General features: G+C 59.8%; 15 protein-coding genes. 2 read left to right on the plus strand and 13 right to left on the minus strand.

Annotated features, from left to right (window positions below; genetic code table 11):
- Nucleotides 1-97 precede the first annotated feature (97 nt).
- The 9 genes from hflC to ALQ04_RS12130 form a co-directional block, all read right to left on the minus strand.
- A complete protein-coding gene (gene hflC / locus ALQ04_RS12090; protein WP_122315991.1) occupies nucleotides 98-967 on the minus strand; it encodes a protease modulator HflC in 870 nt (289 codons plus the stop codon).
- Complete coding sequence (hflK, locus tag ALQ04_RS12095) at nucleotides 967-2,148, minus strand: FtsH protease activity modulator HflK (protein WP_122315992.1); 1,182 nt, start codon at nucleotides 2,146-2,148, stop codon at nucleotides 967-969. The genes hflC and hflK overlap by 1 nt, the downstream gene beginning before the upstream one ends.
- Before the next feature lie 96 nt (nucleotides 2,149-2,244).
- On the minus strand, nucleotides 2,245-3,546 hold the full coding sequence (gene hflX, locus ALQ04_RS12100; RefSeq protein ID WP_122315993.1) for a ribosome rescue GTPase HflX: 1,302 nt from the start codon (nucleotides 3,544-3,546) through the stop codon (nucleotides 2,245-2,247).
- A gap of 12 nt (nucleotides 3,547-3,558) precedes the next feature.
- Nucleotides 3,559-3,819: an RNA chaperone Hfq gene (gene hfq / locus ALQ04_RS12105; RefSeq protein WP_122315994.1), complete on the minus strand. Its 261-nt coding sequence runs from the start codon at nucleotides 3,817-3,819 to the stop codon at nucleotides 3,559-3,561.
- A 91-nt stretch (nucleotides 3,820-3,910) separates the two neighbouring features.
- Entirely contained in the window at nucleotides 3,911-4,882 is a 972-nt protein-coding gene (gene miaA, locus ALQ04_RS12110; protein ID WP_122315995.1) for a tRNA (adenosine(37)-N6)-dimethylallyltransferase MiaA, read from the minus strand.
- Entirely contained in the window at nucleotides 4,883-6,784 is a 1,902-nt protein-coding gene (gene mutL, locus ALQ04_RS12115; protein WP_183142161.1) for a DNA mismatch repair endonuclease MutL, read from the minus strand.
- Between the two features lie 50 nt (nucleotides 6,785-6,834).
- On the minus strand, nucleotides 6,835-8,250 hold the full coding sequence (locus tag ALQ04_RS12120; protein WP_122315997.1) for an N-acetylmuramoyl-L-alanine amidase: 1,416 nt from the start codon (nucleotides 8,248-8,250) through the stop codon (nucleotides 6,835-6,837).
- 14 nt (nucleotides 8,251-8,264) lie between these two features.
- Nucleotides 8,265-8,735: a tRNA (adenosine(37)-N6)-threonylcarbamoyltransferase complex ATPase subunit type 1 TsaE gene (gene tsaE / locus ALQ04_RS12125; protein ID WP_122315998.1), complete on the minus strand. Its 471-nt coding sequence runs from the start codon at nucleotides 8,733-8,735 to the stop codon at nucleotides 8,265-8,267.
- The gene (locus ALQ04_RS12130; RefSeq protein ID WP_122315999.1) at nucleotides 8,723-10,219 is read right to left on the minus strand and encodes an NAD(P)H-hydrate dehydratase; all 1,497 of its coding nucleotides are present in this window, start codon (nucleotides 10,217-10,219) and stop codon (nucleotides 8,723-8,725) included. The genes tsaE and ALQ04_RS12130 overlap by 13 nt, the downstream gene beginning before the upstream one ends.
- Nucleotides 10,220-10,282: 63 nt before the next feature.
- Between ALQ04_RS12130 and queG the strand changes: the two genes are divergently transcribed.
- Nucleotides 10,283-11,362 (plus strand): tRNA epoxyqueuosine(34) reductase QueG, encoded by a 1,080-nt coding sequence (gene queG / locus ALQ04_RS12135; RefSeq protein ID WP_122316000.1) that lies wholly within the window; start codon nucleotides 10,283-10,285, stop codon nucleotides 11,360-11,362.
- Nucleotides 11,363-11,412: 50 nt separating this feature from the next.
- Here the strand turns inward: queG and ALQ04_RS12140 are convergent, their stop codons facing one another.
- Nucleotides 11,413-12,024 (minus strand): trimeric intracellular cation channel family protein, encoded by a 612-nt coding sequence (locus tag ALQ04_RS12140; protein WP_122316001.1) that lies wholly within the window; start codon nucleotides 12,022-12,024, stop codon nucleotides 11,413-11,415.
- 98 nt (nucleotides 12,025-12,122) lie between these two features.
- Nucleotides 12,123-12,656, minus strand: coding sequence for an oligoribonuclease (orn, locus tag ALQ04_RS12145; protein ID WP_122316002.1), 534 nt, complete (start codon nucleotides 12,654-12,656; stop codon nucleotides 12,123-12,125).
- A 95-nt stretch (nucleotides 12,657-12,751) separates the two neighbouring features.
- Between orn and rsgA the strand changes: the two genes are divergently transcribed.
- Entirely contained in the window at nucleotides 12,752-13,783 is a 1,032-nt protein-coding gene (gene rsgA, locus ALQ04_RS12150) for a small ribosomal subunit biogenesis GTPase RsgA (protein ID WP_122316003.1), read from the plus strand.
- Between the two features lie 51 nt (nucleotides 13,784-13,834).
- On the opposite strand, the gene motB is transcribed toward rsgA, so the two are convergent.
- Nucleotides 13,835-14,857, minus strand: coding sequence for a flagellar motor protein MotB (gene motB / locus ALQ04_RS12155; RefSeq protein ID WP_122316004.1), 1,023 nt, complete (start codon nucleotides 14,855-14,857; stop codon nucleotides 13,835-13,837).
- Between the two features lie 3 nt (nucleotides 14,858-14,860).
- Nucleotides 14,861-15,712: a flagellar motor stator protein MotA gene (motA, locus tag ALQ04_RS12160; protein ID WP_122316005.1), complete on the minus strand. Its 852-nt coding sequence runs from the start codon at nucleotides 15,710-15,712 to the stop codon at nucleotides 14,861-14,863.
- Nucleotides 15,713-15,891 lie beyond the last annotated feature (179 nt).

A 15,891-nucleotide genomic window follows, 5' to 3' on the forward strand; every position in this document is an offset into this window, starting at 1 on the left:
GCAAAAAAGCCGGGAATTTCCCGGCTGCCGCATCATACACACGTTTCACCGTACGATCACCCCACCGGGCGGTTTTGCCGCCCGGCGGGTTGATGAATTACGGTTTGGCCTTTTCCAGGAAGCGGAAGAAATCGCTGTCCGGGTCAAGCACCATCACGTCACTCTTGCTCGAAAAGCTTTCGCGGTAGGCACGCAGGCTACGGTAGAACGCATAGAACTCCTGGTCCTGGCCATAAGCCTTGGAGTAGATCGCAGCAGCCTGGGCATCACCATCACCGCGTGTCTCTTCAGACTCGCGATAGGCTTCTGCCAGCAACACGCGGCGCTGACGATCGGCATCGGCACGAATACCTTCTGCCAGCTCGTTACCCTTGGCACGGTGCTCACGCGCTTCACGCTCACGCTCGGTGCTCATACGCTCGAACACGCTGCGATTGACTTCCTTGGGCAGGTCGATGGCCTTGACCCGGACATCGATCACTTCGATACCCAGCTCTTTCTCGGCCATCCGGTTCAGGGAACCGGTGATGTCAGCCATCAGTGCGTCACGCTCACCCGACACAACTTCGTGCAGGGTGCGCTTGCCGAACTGGTCACGCAGGCCGGACTCCAGACGACGCGACAGACGCTCGTCGGCAATCTGCTTGAGGCCGGAAGTAGCGGTATAGAAACGCTCCGCATCCTTCACACGCCATTTGGCGTAGGCATCGACCATGACCGCTTTCTTTTCCAGGGTCAGGAAACGCTGGGTAGGCGCATCGAGGGTCAACAGGCGACCATCGAACTTGCGCACCTGGTTCATGTAAGGAATCTTCACATGAAGGCCTGGCGGCACGTCAGTCTTGACCACACGACCAAATTGCAGCAACACCGCACGCTCGGTCTGGGACACGATATAGAGGCTGTTCCAGGCAACGATTGCCAGCACTACGCCAACAATAAGGGTGATCAGCGATTTATTGCTCATCAGCGACTCTCCCTGGTACGTACATCGCGCTGCTGAGTATCGGTCGCTCGCGTACCGACATCCGTTCCATTCGCGGACGGATTAACGGAACCCGCAGCATTACCGGCACTCCCGCCACGACTGCTTTCGATCATCTTGTCGAGCGGCAGGTAAAGCAGGTTGTTCTGGCCTTTATCGCCAGTCACGAGAACCTTGCTGGTATTGCTGAAGACTTCCTGCATGGTGTCCAGATACAGACGCTGACGGGTAACCTCAGGCGCCTTGCGGTATTCGGCAACCAGCTTGGTAAAGCGGTCAGCCTCACCCTTGGAGCGGGAAACCACTTCATCGCGATAGCCATTGGCATCCTCGATGATGCGCTGTGCCTGACCACGGGCTTCAGGAATCACGCCATTGGCGTAGCTCTCGGCCTGGTTGCGGGCACGCTGCTCGTCTTCACGGGCACGGATCACGTCATCGAAGGCTTCCTGCACTTCACGCGGCGCAGCAGCACTCTGCACGTTCACCTGGGTGATCGTGATACCTGTGCGGTAGGTATCGAGGAAACGCTGCAGGCGCTCCTTGATTTCGCTCGCCATCAGTTCACGACCTTCGGTCAGCACCTGATCCATCGCCGTGGAACCCACGACATGGCGCAACGCACTTTCGGTGGCGTGTTGCAGGCTGATTTCAGGCTGATCGACGTTCAGCACGAAGTCCTGCAGGTTGCTGATCTTGTATTGCACGGTCAGCGGCACTTCGACGATGTTCTCGTCTTCGGTCAGCATCTGGCCCTGCTTGCTGTAGGCACGTTCGCGAGTAACGTTTTCCATGTACTTGCGATCGAACGGCGGGAAATAGATATTCAGACCCGAACCGACGGTTTCGTAGTATTGGCCGAAACGCAGCACGACAGCCTGCTCCTGCTCATCAACGACATAGACGGCGTTGTACAGCCAGAAAGCGAAAAGCACGACCAGGCCGATGCCCAGCAGGCCGAAGCCACCGCCGCCACCACCCGAGCCACCGCCATTGCCGTCACTGCTGCGTTTCTTACCGCCGCCGAACAACCCATTCAGGCTTTCCTGCAGCTTACGGAAGGCCTCGTCGAGATCAGGTGGTCCCTTGCGGTCGCCGCCACGGCGCTTTCCACCCCAGGGATCTTGATTATTCGAGTTGCCACCCGGCTCATTCCAAGCCATAGCGCTCTCCATCTGATAAAGCAAAGACGCGCCCACGGCGCGCCGACCAATGCTACAGAATGCCCGTTAAAGCCGTACAATGGCTTTAACGCGCTTTTATTGCAAAGTGTGTTGCTCGATGAATTCCAGCGGCTGCAGTCCTTCGCGACTCACCAAACGATTGAATTCAACGCGCGGCAAACGTACTGCCAACAGACTGGCACCTTCCTCGTCATGCGCCTCGCTCTGCACCGCACCCAGCTCAAAAAACTGTGCGCGCAGTCGAGCAAAACGCTGAGGCAAACGCAAGGTCCCGACAAACAAATCGTCGCCCAGCAGTTCGGCTACAGCCTGCTTGAGCAGGTCCAGCCCTCGACCGTCATGGGCAGACAACCAGACACGTTGCGGCTTGCCATCGGCATCGCGCTGTATCTGAGGGTCGACCCCTTCCAGTAAATCGAGTTTGTTATACACCTCAAGGATCGGCAAGCCCTCGGCACCGATCTCGCCCAGCACCGCCATGACCTGTTCGATCTGCGACATGCGATCGGGCTCATGGGAGTCGATGACATGCAACAGCAGATCCGAGTTGCTCGATTCTTCGAGCGTCGCCCGGAATGCTTCGACCAGCTTGTGCGGAAGGTGGCGAATGAAGCCCACGGTGTCGGCCAGCACAATCGGCCCCAGGTCGTCGAGTTGCAGACGGCGAAGGGTCGGATCGAGGGTGGCGAACAACTGATCGGCCGCAAACACATCGGAATCCGTCACTGCATTGAACAGCGTCGATTTGCCGGCGTTGGTGTAGCCCACCAGTGAAACCGAAGGGATATCGGCACGCCGACGCCCTCTGCGAGCCTGATCGCGCTGGCTGCGAACCTTCTCCAGACGCGCCTTGATCTGCCGCAGGCGAACCCGAAGCAGGCGGCGGTCGGTTTCCAGCTGGGTTTCACCCGGGCCGCGCAGACCGATACCACCCTTCTGACGCTCAAGGTGGGTCCAGCCGCGAACCAGACGGGTACTCATATGCTCAAGCTGGGCCAGTTCGACCTGCAGCTTGCCTTCGTGAGTGCGCGCACGCTGCGCGAAGATATCCAGAATCAGACCGGTACGGTCCAGCACGCGACACTCGAAAGCACGTTCGAGGTTACGTTCCTGGCTGGGCGAAAGGGTGTGATTGAAAATAACCAGATCGGCCTCTTCAGCCTTGACCTGGTCGCGAAGCTCTTCGACCTTGCCAGTGCCAATCAGGTATTTGGCCGATGGCCGATGACGCGGCACGTTGATAAACGCGACGGTATCGGCACCAGCCGATATGGCCAGCTCCTGAAACTCCTGCGGATCTTCACGCGCCTCAGGGTCCTGACCATCCAAGTGAACGAGAATTGCCCGCTCACCACCACTGTGGCGCTCAAAGAACAAGGCAGACTCCTATCAGGCGTTACCTGGCTCAGCGTCACCCGCATCGGAATCGGTAGCGCTAGGCAGGCGAATTGGGCGAACTGGAACAACGGTGGAAATGGCGTGCTTGTAGACCATCTGGCTGACAGTGTTTTTCAGCAAAATGACGAACTGGTCAAAAGACTCGATCGTGCCTTGCAGCTTGATGCCGTTTACCAGGTAGATCGAAACCCCGACCTTTTCTTTACGTAAGGTGTTCAGGTAAGGGTCTTGTAGCGAATGCCCTTTTGACATGTGCCGCACTCCTTTAAGGATCAATAATAATAAAACGAATTCAATTGGCTTGAACCGCCACCCCCCAAGGATAGACGGCTATTGCAGGGACTCAGCTCAATATGGAGACCGATCCCAGGTATTTCAAGGCACGTGGCAGATTGTCGCGTGCCAGGCTGTCCAACCAGTGCAAATTCTCCCAACTGCGTAACCAGGTGAATTGCCGTTTGGCCAGCTGGCGCGTTGCAATGATGCCCCGTTCCTGCATTTCATCCCATGTCAGCTTTCCATCCAGGTGATCCCAGACCTGGCGATAACCGACAGCTCGTATCGATGGCAAACCCGAATGCAGGTCTCCTCTTGAGCGCAAAGCCAGTACTTCGTCCAGAAACCCCTGATCCAGCATTTGCAAAAAGCGTAGCGCGATGCGGTCATGTAGCACCTTGCGATCAGCCGGAGCTATCGCGAGACTGGCCACAGTATAGGGCAATTGCTGACGCCCGGACGCAGCGGCTTGAGCAGTTTGCTCAGATTGTTGCTCGCGATGGGCCGTCATGCTCATCCCGCTGACACGATAAACCTCCATAGCCCTGATCAGACGTTGCGGATCGTTGGGATGGATGCGTGCCGCAGACACCGGGTCCACAGCAGCCAACTGGTCATGCAAAGCCTGCCAGCCATGGGCCTTTGCCTGGGCTTCAAGCTCGGCTCTGACCTGGGCATCGGCGGCGGGCATGTCAGCCAGCCCGTCCAATAGAGCCTTGAAATACAACATAGTGCCGCCCACCAGCAAAGGAATATTTCCTCGTGCGGTGATTTCGGCCATAGCGGCCAGTGCGTCAGTACGGAAATCGGAGGCGCTATAGCTTTGCGACGGGTCGATGATATCGATCAACCGGTGGGGAAATTCAGCCAGTTGTTCCCGGGAAGGCTTGGCAGTACCGATGTCCATGCCGCGATAGACCAGCGCCGAATCGACACTGATCAGTTCGCAGGGCAGGACTTTGGTCAGCTCGATGGCAAGATCGGTCTTGCCAGCGGCGGTTGGCCCCATGAGAAAGATGGCCGGTGGTAAAGCATTCATTCAACGACCGCGCAGGAATAATTTGTCCAGGTCGTCCAGTCCCATCTGGGTCCAGGTTGGTCGACCATGATTGCATTGGCCGCTGCGCTCGGTGTTTTCCATGTCGCGCAGCAGAGCGTTCATTTCCGGGATGGCCAGGCGGCGATTGGCCCGAACCGCGCCATGGCAGGCCATGGTGCCCAGCAGTTCGTTGATATGCGCCTGCACCCGGTCGCTGGTGCCGTATTCCATCAGGTCGGCCAGCACATCGCTGACCAGCCGGTTCGCCTCGGCCTGCTTGAGCAGTGCCGGAATCTGCCGGATCGCCAGGGTTTCCGGGCCAAGACGCTGCAACTCGAAGCCCAGGCGCTGGAACGTCGCGACATGCTCTTCGGCACAATCAGCCTCACGCTGACTGACCGCCAGCGATTCGGGCACCAGCAGCGGCTGGCCGCTCAGGCCTTCACTGGCCATGGCGATTTTCAGGCGCTCATACATGATCCGCTCGTGGGCAGCATGCATATCCACCAGCACCAGCCCGTGAGCGTTTTCAGCGAGGATATAAATGCCCTTGAGCTGCGCCAGTGCGTAACCCAATGGCGGAATATCGCTCTGCGACTCGGGCAGAGAAGCCGGTGCCGTCTCGGGCAACGGCGCGAAAAACTCGCGGTAGGCACTTTGCGCTTCAGCGGTCGGCAGAGCAGACACCGGACGTGGCGAGTACTGATATTGATAGCCACTGCCCGAGCCGCCCGAACCGCCAGCTGTTGGCCGCGCATAAGGCTCGCCTTGCGGCTGTTCCAGCACATTGTTGGCCAGGCGCATTTCACCCTGTGGCCCGAACTCACCGGCCTGCGGCCCGGAAGGACGCTCGACCACAGGTATCGGCGCACTGCTCAACTGGTCGTCGGGACGCACATCGCCCAGGGCACGGTGCAGGGTGCCGTACAGGAAGTCATGCACCATGCGCCCGTCACGGAAACGCACTTCATGCTTGGTCGGGTGAACGTTGACGTCCACTGCAGCCGGATCGATCTCGAAGAACAGCACAAAAGTCGGATGGCGGCCGTTGAACAGCACGTCGCGATAGGCCTGACGGACAGCATGCGCCACCAGTTTGTCGCGCACCGCACGCCCATTGACGAAGAAATACTGCAGGTCGGCCTGGCTGCGCGAGAAAGTCGGCAGGCCAACCCAGCCCCACAGATGCAAGCCATTGCGCTCGATCTCTATCGGCAGCGCCTGCTCCAGGAAGCCCGGCCCGCAGATCGCCGAGACACGTCGCGCCCGTGCGGCATCGTCATGGGCTTCGTGCAGACCCAGTACCGTCTTGCCGTTGTGCCGCAGATGGAAGGCGACGTCGAAACGCGCCAGCGCCATGCGCTTGATGACTTCCTGCAGATGGTCGAACTCGGTCTTCTCGGCCTTGAGGAACTTGCGGCGCGCCGGCGTATTGAAAAACAGGTCGCGCACTTCCACCGATGTACCGACCGGATGCGCGGCGGGCTGCACGCGCGGCTCCATGTCGCGACCTTCGGTTTCGACCTGCCAGGCCTTGTCGGCACCACGAGTCCGGGACGTCAGGGTCAGACGTGCCACGGAACTGATCGAAGCCAGCGCCTCACCGCGAAAGCCCAGGCTCATCACTCGCTCAAGGTCTTCCAGCTCACGAATCTTGCTGGTGGCATGGCGCGCCAATGCCAGCGGCAGGTCATCGGCAGAAATACCGCTGCCGTCATCACGGACTTTCAGCAGTTTGACGCCTGCCTGCTCGACATCGACGTCAATGCGTCGGGCACCGGAATCCAGGCTGTTTTCCAGCAGCTCCTTGATTACCGAGGCCGGCCGCTCCACCACCTCACCAGCGGCAATCTGGTTGGCCAGTCGCGGGCTGAGCAGTTCGATGCGGGCAGCAGCACTCAAGGCCGCGCTCGCGGCGTCGGACTCATCGCCATCGAGAAGAAGGTCACTCATTATTGCGCCGCGACCTCCGTGCTCGGGATGTTCAGGTCCTGGCCAATGCGCAGAGCATCGGTCTTCAGGTTGTTGGCATTGCGCAAGGTCGCCACGTTCATGTCATAACGGGCAGCGACCATCGCCAGGGTTTCCCCGGAGCGCACGACATGCGTACGCGGCCCCTGCGCCAGCTTGCCGTTGTCGCGCAGCCAGGCGATGTAGGTGCCTTGTGGCGGGTTCTGCTGGAAGAACTGTTTGACGCCCGAGTTGATCGAGCGTGCCAGTGCCTGCTGGTGAGAAGCGGTAGTCAGCTTGTTGGCTTCGTTGGCATTGGAAATGAAGCCGGTTTCCACCAGGATCGACGGAATATCCGGGGACTTGAGCACCATGAACCCGGCCTGCTCGACACGGGACTTGTGCAGCGAAGTCACGCGCCCGATATTGCTCAGGACCTTCTGCCCGACGTTCAGGCTCGACGACAGCGAGGCTGTCATGGACAGGTCCAGCAACACGCCCGCCAGCATCCGGTCCTTGTCGTCCAGGCTCACTGCACCGGCACCGCCGATCAGGTCGGAACGGTTTTCACTGTCCGCCAGCCAGCGCGCCGTTTCGGACGTCGCACCCTTGTCGGACAAGGCAAATACCGAAGCACCGAATGCTGCCTTTGAAGGCGCGGCGTCGGCGTGGATGGAAACAAACAGGTCGGCCCCCTTGGCACGGGCGATCTCGGTACGTTTACGCAAAGGAATGAAGTAGTCGCCGGTGCGGGTCAGCTCGGCACGATAGCCCTTCTCGCCATTGATCTGGCGTTGCAGCTCCTTGGCGATGGACAACACCACATGTTTTTCCTGCTGACCACGGCCGCCGGAAGCGCCCGGGTCTTCGCCGCCGTGTCCGGCATCGATCACTACCACGATGTCGCGCTTGCCGTTGGGCACCGGCGCCAGCTTGATTTCGGGCTTGGCCGGGCTCACCGGAACCGCAGGCGCGGTATTGGCAACGTTATCGGGAATGGTCGGCGTCGGGTTGGCGTCGGCAGCATTGTCGAACAGATCCACCACCAGACGATTGCCGTACTGCTGGTTGGGCGCCAGAGTGAAGCTCTTGGGCGTGACCACCTTTTTCAGGTCGATGACCACCCGCAGATCGGTCGGAGTACGCTGGGCCGAACGCATGCTGCTGATCGGCGTATTGGCCGTGGCCACATTCAGGGGGCCGGCAAGGGTTGCCCCGTTGATATCGATGACCAGACGATCAGGCGATGTCAGAGTAAAGACACTGTGCTGGACAGGCCCGGACAGATCGAACACCAGCCGGGTGTTATCCGGTGCACGCCATAAGCGGACACTTCGTACTTGGGTAGCGGCCAGCGCTTCGACGGCCACGGCCATCACCAGCAGACCCACTACAGTAACCAGCGCGCGCATGCGCATACCTAACCCCATATCTATTTGAATTCCAACGCCAAAGCGGCACACCAGGTTTCGCCACGCAAGCCTTGCGGACTCAATGTTACAGACCGACCTTGCTCATGCGGCCTAATGGTAATGGTCAGGTCCGGCTTTGGCAAAAAGCCTGTACCACGACGAGGCCATTCGATCAGGCACAGCGCCTCCCCGTCGAAGTAATCGCGCACGCCCATGAACTCCAGTTCTTCCGGGTCCACCAGACGATAAAGATCGAAGTGAAAGGCCCGTATCGAGCCGATTTCATAGGGTTCGACCAGGGTAAAGGTCGGGCTCTTGACTGCACCGACATGCCCAAGCCCGCGGATCAGACCGCGTGAAAGCGTGGTTTTGCCTGCACCGAGATCACCTTCGAGAAAAATCACGCCAACGCCCTGGGTGATCTGGCCCAGACGCGCACCAAAGCCCATCATGGCCTCTTCGCCAGTCAAATGCAGCGTTAACTCTGACACGGTTGTAACTCCTCCAATAACTGACGAATGGCTGGAATCATATCGCTTGCCGCCAGCCCACGGCCTGAAACACCGGCTTGCTCTCCTGCCCTGGCATGCAGCCAGACAGCCAGGCAAGCCGCATCGAACGGTGCCATGTGTTGCGCCATCAGTGCGCCGATCAGCCCGGCCAGTACATCGCCCAGACCTGCGGTAGCCATGGCCGGATGGCCACGGTCACACAAGGCCAGTCGCCCGTCGGCATCGGCGATCAGGCTGCCGCTGCCCTTGAGCACGCATACGGCATTGAATTTGCGGGCCAGGGCATGGGCCGCCGCCGGGCGATCGGCCTGAACCTCCCGAGTGCCGATACCCAGCAATCGTGCAGCTTCGCCGGGATGCGGGGTGATGACGCTACCCTGCGGCAGGCTCACGTGACCGCCCGCCAGTTGATTCAAGGCATCGGCATCCCAGACTTGCGGGCGCTGTGCATTGCTCGCCGCCGACAACAGGCTGCGGCCCCAGCTCGCCTGCCCCAGGCCGGGACCGACCACCAGCACCGCCGCCGGCTCGATCAAGGCCAGCAACTGATTGGCCGAATGTATGCCCGCGCTCATGACTTCCGGCATTCTCGCCAGCGCCGCCGGAACATGTTCACTGCGGGTCGCCAGCGTGACCATACCCGCGCCGCTGCGCAAGGCGCTTTCGGCACTCAACAGGGCCGCGCCGCCAAATCCACGATCACCACCGATGACCAGCACTCGCCCATACAGGCCTTTATGAGCACCCTGCGCACGCACTGCCAAAACCGGAAGACTGAAGGCATCCAGACGTTTCGCACTGACCGGTGTTTGTGCAACCAAAGCCGCATCGGCCTGCAGATCATCGAAAACCAGCTGCCCGACCAGATCCACTGCATCGCCGGTCAGCAGCCCCAGCTTCAGCCCGATAAAGGTCACGGTAAGCTCAGCCCGCACGGCAATACCCAGCGCACGCCCGGTATCGGCACTCAGGCCGGAGGGAATATCCACGGCCGCGACCGGCAGGCCACCGGCGTTGATGGCCTTGATCGCTGACAAATAAGGCTCGCGCACCTCGCCGCTCAAGCCGGTGCCCAGCAAGGCATCCAGCACCACACCGAAAAGTGCTTGAGAAGCCCACGGCTGAATATCGACACCCGCTGCAAGCGCCTCGCCATGGGCCGTAGCCGCATCGCCCGACAGCCCTGCCGGATCAGCGACAGTCAGCACTTTCACCTGCCAGCCGGCCTTGTGGGCCAGCGCTGCAACCAGATAGCCGTCGCCCGCGTTATTGCCGCGCCCGGCCAGTACGGTCAGGACCTCTGCCTGAGGCCACTGTCGGCGGATCGCGCGCCAGGTCGCATGGGCGGCACGCTGCATCAATTCCAGGCCCGGCGTACCCGCTGCAATCAGCCGGGAATCGAGATCCCGGACTTGCGCAGCACTGTACAGCGCGTCGGGTAAATGAGGTTTAGTGTCGAACATGCGTATCCGGGCTCCGATGTCTGGCAGAATTATACGCACCTTGGACCCGGTTTCTCTCTGCGCATGCCTGCTATTACTGCTGAACCTGTAACTTCCGACGATCTCATCACCCTTGCGCAATCGATCAAGGAGTGGGGCCGTGAGCTGGGCTTTCAACAGGTCGGCATATCGGGGCTCGATCTGGCAGAGCACGAGCAGCATCTGCAACGCTGGCTCGAAGCGGGTTATCACGGCGAAATGGACTATATGGCAGCCCACGGCAGCAAACGTTCCCACCCCGAGGAACTGGTGCCGGGGACCTTGCGTGTGGTGTCGCTGCGCATGGATTATCTGCCGGGCGATACCGAAATGGCGCAACGCCTGACCGAATCGGAAAAGGCCTACGTCTCGCGTTATGCACTGGGTCGCGATTACCACAAGCTGGTCCGCAAGCGCGTCCAGCAACTGGCCGAACGCATCCAGCAGGCTATCGGGCCGTTTGGCTTCAGGGCCTTTGTCGACAGTGCACCGGTGCTGGAAAAGGCCATCGCCGAACAGGCCGGACTGGGCTGGATCGGCAAGAATACGCTGGTACTGAACCGCAAGGCGGGCAGCTTTTTCTTTCTTGGCGAGCTGTTCGTCGACCTGCCGCTGCCTGTGGACCAGCCTCATGCGACCGAGCATTGCGGACGCTGCACGGCCTGCCTGGATATCTGCCCCACTGCCGCTTTTGTCGGCCCCTATGTGCTGGATGCCCGGCGCTGCATTTCTTACCTGACCATCGAACTCAAGACCGCCATTCCCGAAGAACTGCGCGCCTTGATCGGCAACCGGGTATTTGGCTGCGACGACTGCCAGATTGTCTGCCCCTGGAACCGCTTCGCCCGCCCGACCGACCAGAACGACTTCAAACCACGCCACAACCTGGACAATGCGGGGCTGGCCGAACTGTTTCTGTGGGATGAAGAAAAATTCCTCAGCAATACCGAAGGCTCACCGCTGCGACGTGCCGGTTATGAACGCTGGCTGCGCAATCTGGCTGTCGGGCTGGGTAACGCACCGTCCACGATCCCTGTGCTCCAGGCGCTGCAGGCACGACGCGAATATCCGTCGCAGATGGTCCGCGAGCATGTGGAATGGGCGCTGAAACAACACAACCTGTAAGAGCGAATTCATTTGCGCAAAGGGCATTTCGCGAATGAATTGGCTCCTGCTCAATGTTCGTCCTTGTACACGAATTTCGGCATTTCCCACTTGAAACGAATCGCCAGCAGGCGCAGCAGAAATCCGCCAAACAGGGTAATCAGCACGCCCTGCTCCGCTGGCAATTGCAGATACTGGCAAAGCAAAAAACACCACGCTGCCAGAAAGGAAACGCTGGCATAGAGCTCGCGGCGGAAGATCAAGGGAATGTCGTTACAGAAGATATCGCGCAGAATGCCGCCGAACACCCCGGTAATCACTCCGCAAACCGAAGCGATCAGCATGCCGTGCCCGGCTTCCAGGGCGGTCATGCAACCGATCAGGGTGAAGGCCACCAGCCCCAATGCATCGAGCACCAGAAACAGCGAGCGCAGGTGGCGCATCAACGGGGCAATAAAGATTGTCACCAGTGCCGCCACGCTGGTCAGGACCAGATATTCCGGGTGTTTGACCCAGGTCAGCGGGTAATGCCCGATCAGCACGTCGCGCACCGAACCGCCACCCAGCGCAGTGATGCAGGCGATCAGCACCACACCGAACCAGTCCATGCCGCGGCGACCGGCAGACAAGGCGCCGGTCATGGCTTCAGCAGTGATGGCGATCAGATAAAGCATCAGCAACATGGCGACTACACCTGCGACAAAGGCGCGCAGTCTAACCAGCGGATCAACGCACTGAAAGAGTGCAGCGAAGTTTATTCGCCGCACTTGCGGCCAACCCGTTACTTGATGAAATTTTCGCGATAGAAACGCAGTTCGGCAATCGACTCACGAATGTCGTCCAGCGCCAGATGGGTGTTGCCCTTCTTGAATCGCAACTCCGGCGACCAGCGTGCAGCCAGCTCCTTGAGCGTGGAAACGTCGAGGTTGCGGTAATGGAAGTAGTTTTCCAGAGCCGGCATATGGCGATACAGGAAGCGGCGGTCCTGGCAGATGCTGTTGCCACAGATCGGCGAACTGCGCTCCGGCACCCACTGTTTGATGAACGCCAGGGTCTGCGCCTCGGCCTCGGCCATGCTGATGGTACTTTCGCGAACCCGCTGGGTCAGACCGGAACCGCCATGCTGACGGGTGTTCCACTCGTCCATTGCCGCCAGCTTCTCGTCGCTCTGGTGCACCGCAATCACCGGGCCTTCGGCCAGGGTATTGAGTTCACTGTCGGTGATGATCGTGGCCATTTCGATGATGACATCGGTGTCCGGGTCCAGACCGGTCATTTCCAGATCGATCCAGATCAGGTTTTGCTTATTCTGCATGTGTGGTCTCCTAGGCATTGGTGCGCAGTTTAGCTCACCCCGGCGTGCTAGACTCCGCCCGATTCAACCATCCGCTCTATCGACTCGGAACACGCATGGCCAAACGCCAACTCAATCGCCGCCAGAACTGGCGCATCGAAAAGATCCAGGGCGAGCGCGCTGCCCGCGCTGCCAAACGCGAGACGCAGGCTCTGGAAACTCTGGAGGGCGGCGATCTGGGCCCTGAGCAGACCGGGCTGGTGATCGCTCACTTCGGTGTGCAGGTTGAAGTCGAAGCCCAGGACGGCGACCAGCGTGGCCAGGTTTTTCGCTGCCACTTGCGCGCCAACCTGCCAGCGCTGGTCACCGGCGACCAGGTGGTCTGGCGGGCCGGCAATCAGGGCATCGGGGTTATCGTGGCGCAACTGCCACGCAGCACCGAACTATGCCGCCCGGACACTCGTGGCCAGCTCAAGCCGGTAGCCGCCAACGTCGATCTGATCGTGATTGTCTTCGCGCCCATGCCCGAGCCTCACGCCAACCTGATCGACCGCTATCTGGTTGCGGCGGAACATGCCGGCATTCATCCGCTGTTGCTGCTCAACAAGGCCGATCTGATCGACGAACAGAACGCTACGGCACTCAACGCCTTGCTGGCGGTGTACCGGACTCTGGGTTATCCGGTCATGGAAGTCTCGGCACATCAGGGCGACGGCATGCAGCAGTTGCAAGCGCGTCTCGATGGCCATATCAGTGTGTTCGTGGGCCAGTCCGGCGTGGGCAAGTCCTCGCTGGTCAACAGCCTGCTGCCGGAAGTCGGTACACGGGTCGGCCCTTTGTCGGAGCTTTCCGGCCAGGGCACGCACACCACGACCACCGCCCGCCTGTTCCACTTCCCGCGTGGCGGCGACCTGATCGATTCACCGGGCATTCGCGAGTTCGGCCTGGGTCATGTCAGCCGGGCCGATGTGGAAGCCGGTTTCATCGAGTTCAACGACCTGATCGGCACTTGCCGTTTCCGCGACTGCAAGCATGACCGCGAACCGGGCTGCGCCCTGCTCATGGCCCTTGAAGATGGCAGGGTCCAGCAGCAGCGCATGAACAGCTACCGCTCGATCATCGCCAGCCTGCCGCAAGACAGCTACTGAGCCACACACAAGAACGCCGCGATCATCGCGGCGTTCTTGCATCTGTCACACTCAGTTCCTGGCCGGTTCGGCGCGCAACTGGCCTTCTTCAAAGATATTCAGCTTTTGCCGAATCTCGTGAGGCTGGGCATACGCCTGCGGATCGGGCGGTGTCGTGGTCGACGCGCCCGGTGCGCCCGGTGCAGCCGGTGCCGGCGCTGCTGGTGTCTGCGGCGCGCCGCCGGTGTTCTGGTCACCCTCGATACGCTGCTGGGCTTTCTTGGTCAGCACGACGATATCGATACGACGGTTCACCGGATTGAACGGATGCTCGCGGTCATACAGTGCCGAAGAAGCGTAGCCAACGACTCGCGCCACTTGCGGATCGGGATAACCGCCTGCAACCAGTGCCCGGCGGGCCGCGTTGGCACGGTTTGCCGACAGCTCCCAGTTGCCGAACTCACCGCTGCCTACATAAGGCTTGGCATCGGTGTGGCCACTGATACTGGTCTTGTTCGGCACCGTACGGATGGTGTCGGCCATGGCCAGCAAAATATCTTCAAAATACGGTTTCAGACGCGCACTGCCAGAGTCGAACATCGGCCGGTTGTCGGCATCCATGATCTGGATCCGCAGACCATCCTGCGTAATCTCGAACAGGATCTGATCCTTGAACTTCTGCAGTTGCGGATTCTCTTCAACCTTGTTCTGCAGTTCCTGCAGTAGCATCTCAAGACGCTCCTGCTCGACCTGCTCGGCCTTGGATTCGGAAGTATCCGACTCGATAGGCACGGTATCCGGGGACGGCGTGGTCTTGACCTCGGGGTTGAGAGTCTGGTTCGGTGACATCTCGGGCGAGCCGCCCAGATCGATCACATAAGGCGAGCCACTGTCAGTGAAGCCGACCGGGTCCTTGAAGTAACCAGCGACCGCGATCAACTGCTCCGGTGTGGCAGCAGACAAAAGCCACAGCACCAGGAAGAACGCCATCATTGCTGTCGCAAAGTCGGCGAAGGCAATCTTCCAGGCGCCACCGTGGTGTCCACCACCAAAGCGCTTGACGCGCTTGATGATTATCGGCTGATTATTTTCCATGACTTAACGACCGCGAACCGCTTGTTCCAGCTCGCTGAAGCTGGGCCGATGTGCCGGATACAGAACCTTGCGACCGAACTCCACGGCCAGCGAAGGTGGCATGCCGGAAGCCGAAGCCACCAGGGAAGCCTTGATGCATTCATAGACGTTCATTTCTTCCTTGGCATCGTGGGCCAGGGAAGTGGCCAGCGGGCCGAAGAAGCCGTAGGCCGCCAGAATACCGAAGAAAGTACCTACCAGAGCCGCACCTACGTGCGCACCGATGGCCGCCTTGTCGCCGGAACCCAGGGAAGCCATGGTGATCACGATACCGAGTACCGCTGCCACGATACCGAAACCAGGCATACCGTCGGCGATACCGGTAACGGCATGGGAAGGGTGTTCAAGCTCTTCCTTCATGCTCAACAATTCCATGTCGAACAGGCCTTCGAGTTCGTGGGGCGCCATGTTGCCCGACGACATGATCCGCAAGTAGTCGCAGATGTAGGCCGTCATGCGTACATCCTTGAGCACGCCAGGGTACTTGGCGAAAATCGGGCTGGAAGCCGGCTCCTCGATATCCCCTTCAATCGCCATCATGCCTTCGCGGCGGCTCTTGTTGAGAATCTCGTAGACCAGACCAAGCACTTCCAGATAGTAGGCGTGAGTAAAACGCGTACCGAACATCTGCAAGGACTTCTTGAAGACGTGCATGGTCATATAGCCAGGGTTGGCCTGGAGGAATGCCCCCAGGGCTGCACCACCGATGATCAGCACTTCATAGGGCTGAAACAGCGCTGCGACCTGGCCGTGGGATAGAACGTATCCGCCGAGCACGCTCGCGAAAACGACGATGATGCCGATAATTTTAGCCATAGATAGAAAATACTTATCGAGTCGGGTTCAGGGACAGGTGCGGAAACTCTTATTCTACGTATCGGCCTCATTGGTCCAGACTATAGTCAGTTCTTGTTAAAAACCAGTTCAAGCCGCAAACGAGGGCTTGAAAACAGCTGCCCAGCCCTGAAGAATCGCAGCCTGCGCTGCTAAAAAAA

The sequence above is a fragment of the Pseudomonas cichorii genome, from assembly GCF_003700275.1.
GTDB classification, from domain to species: domain Bacteria; phylum Pseudomonadota; class Gammaproteobacteria; order Pseudomonadales; family Pseudomonadaceae; genus Aquipseudomonas; species Aquipseudomonas cichorii_B.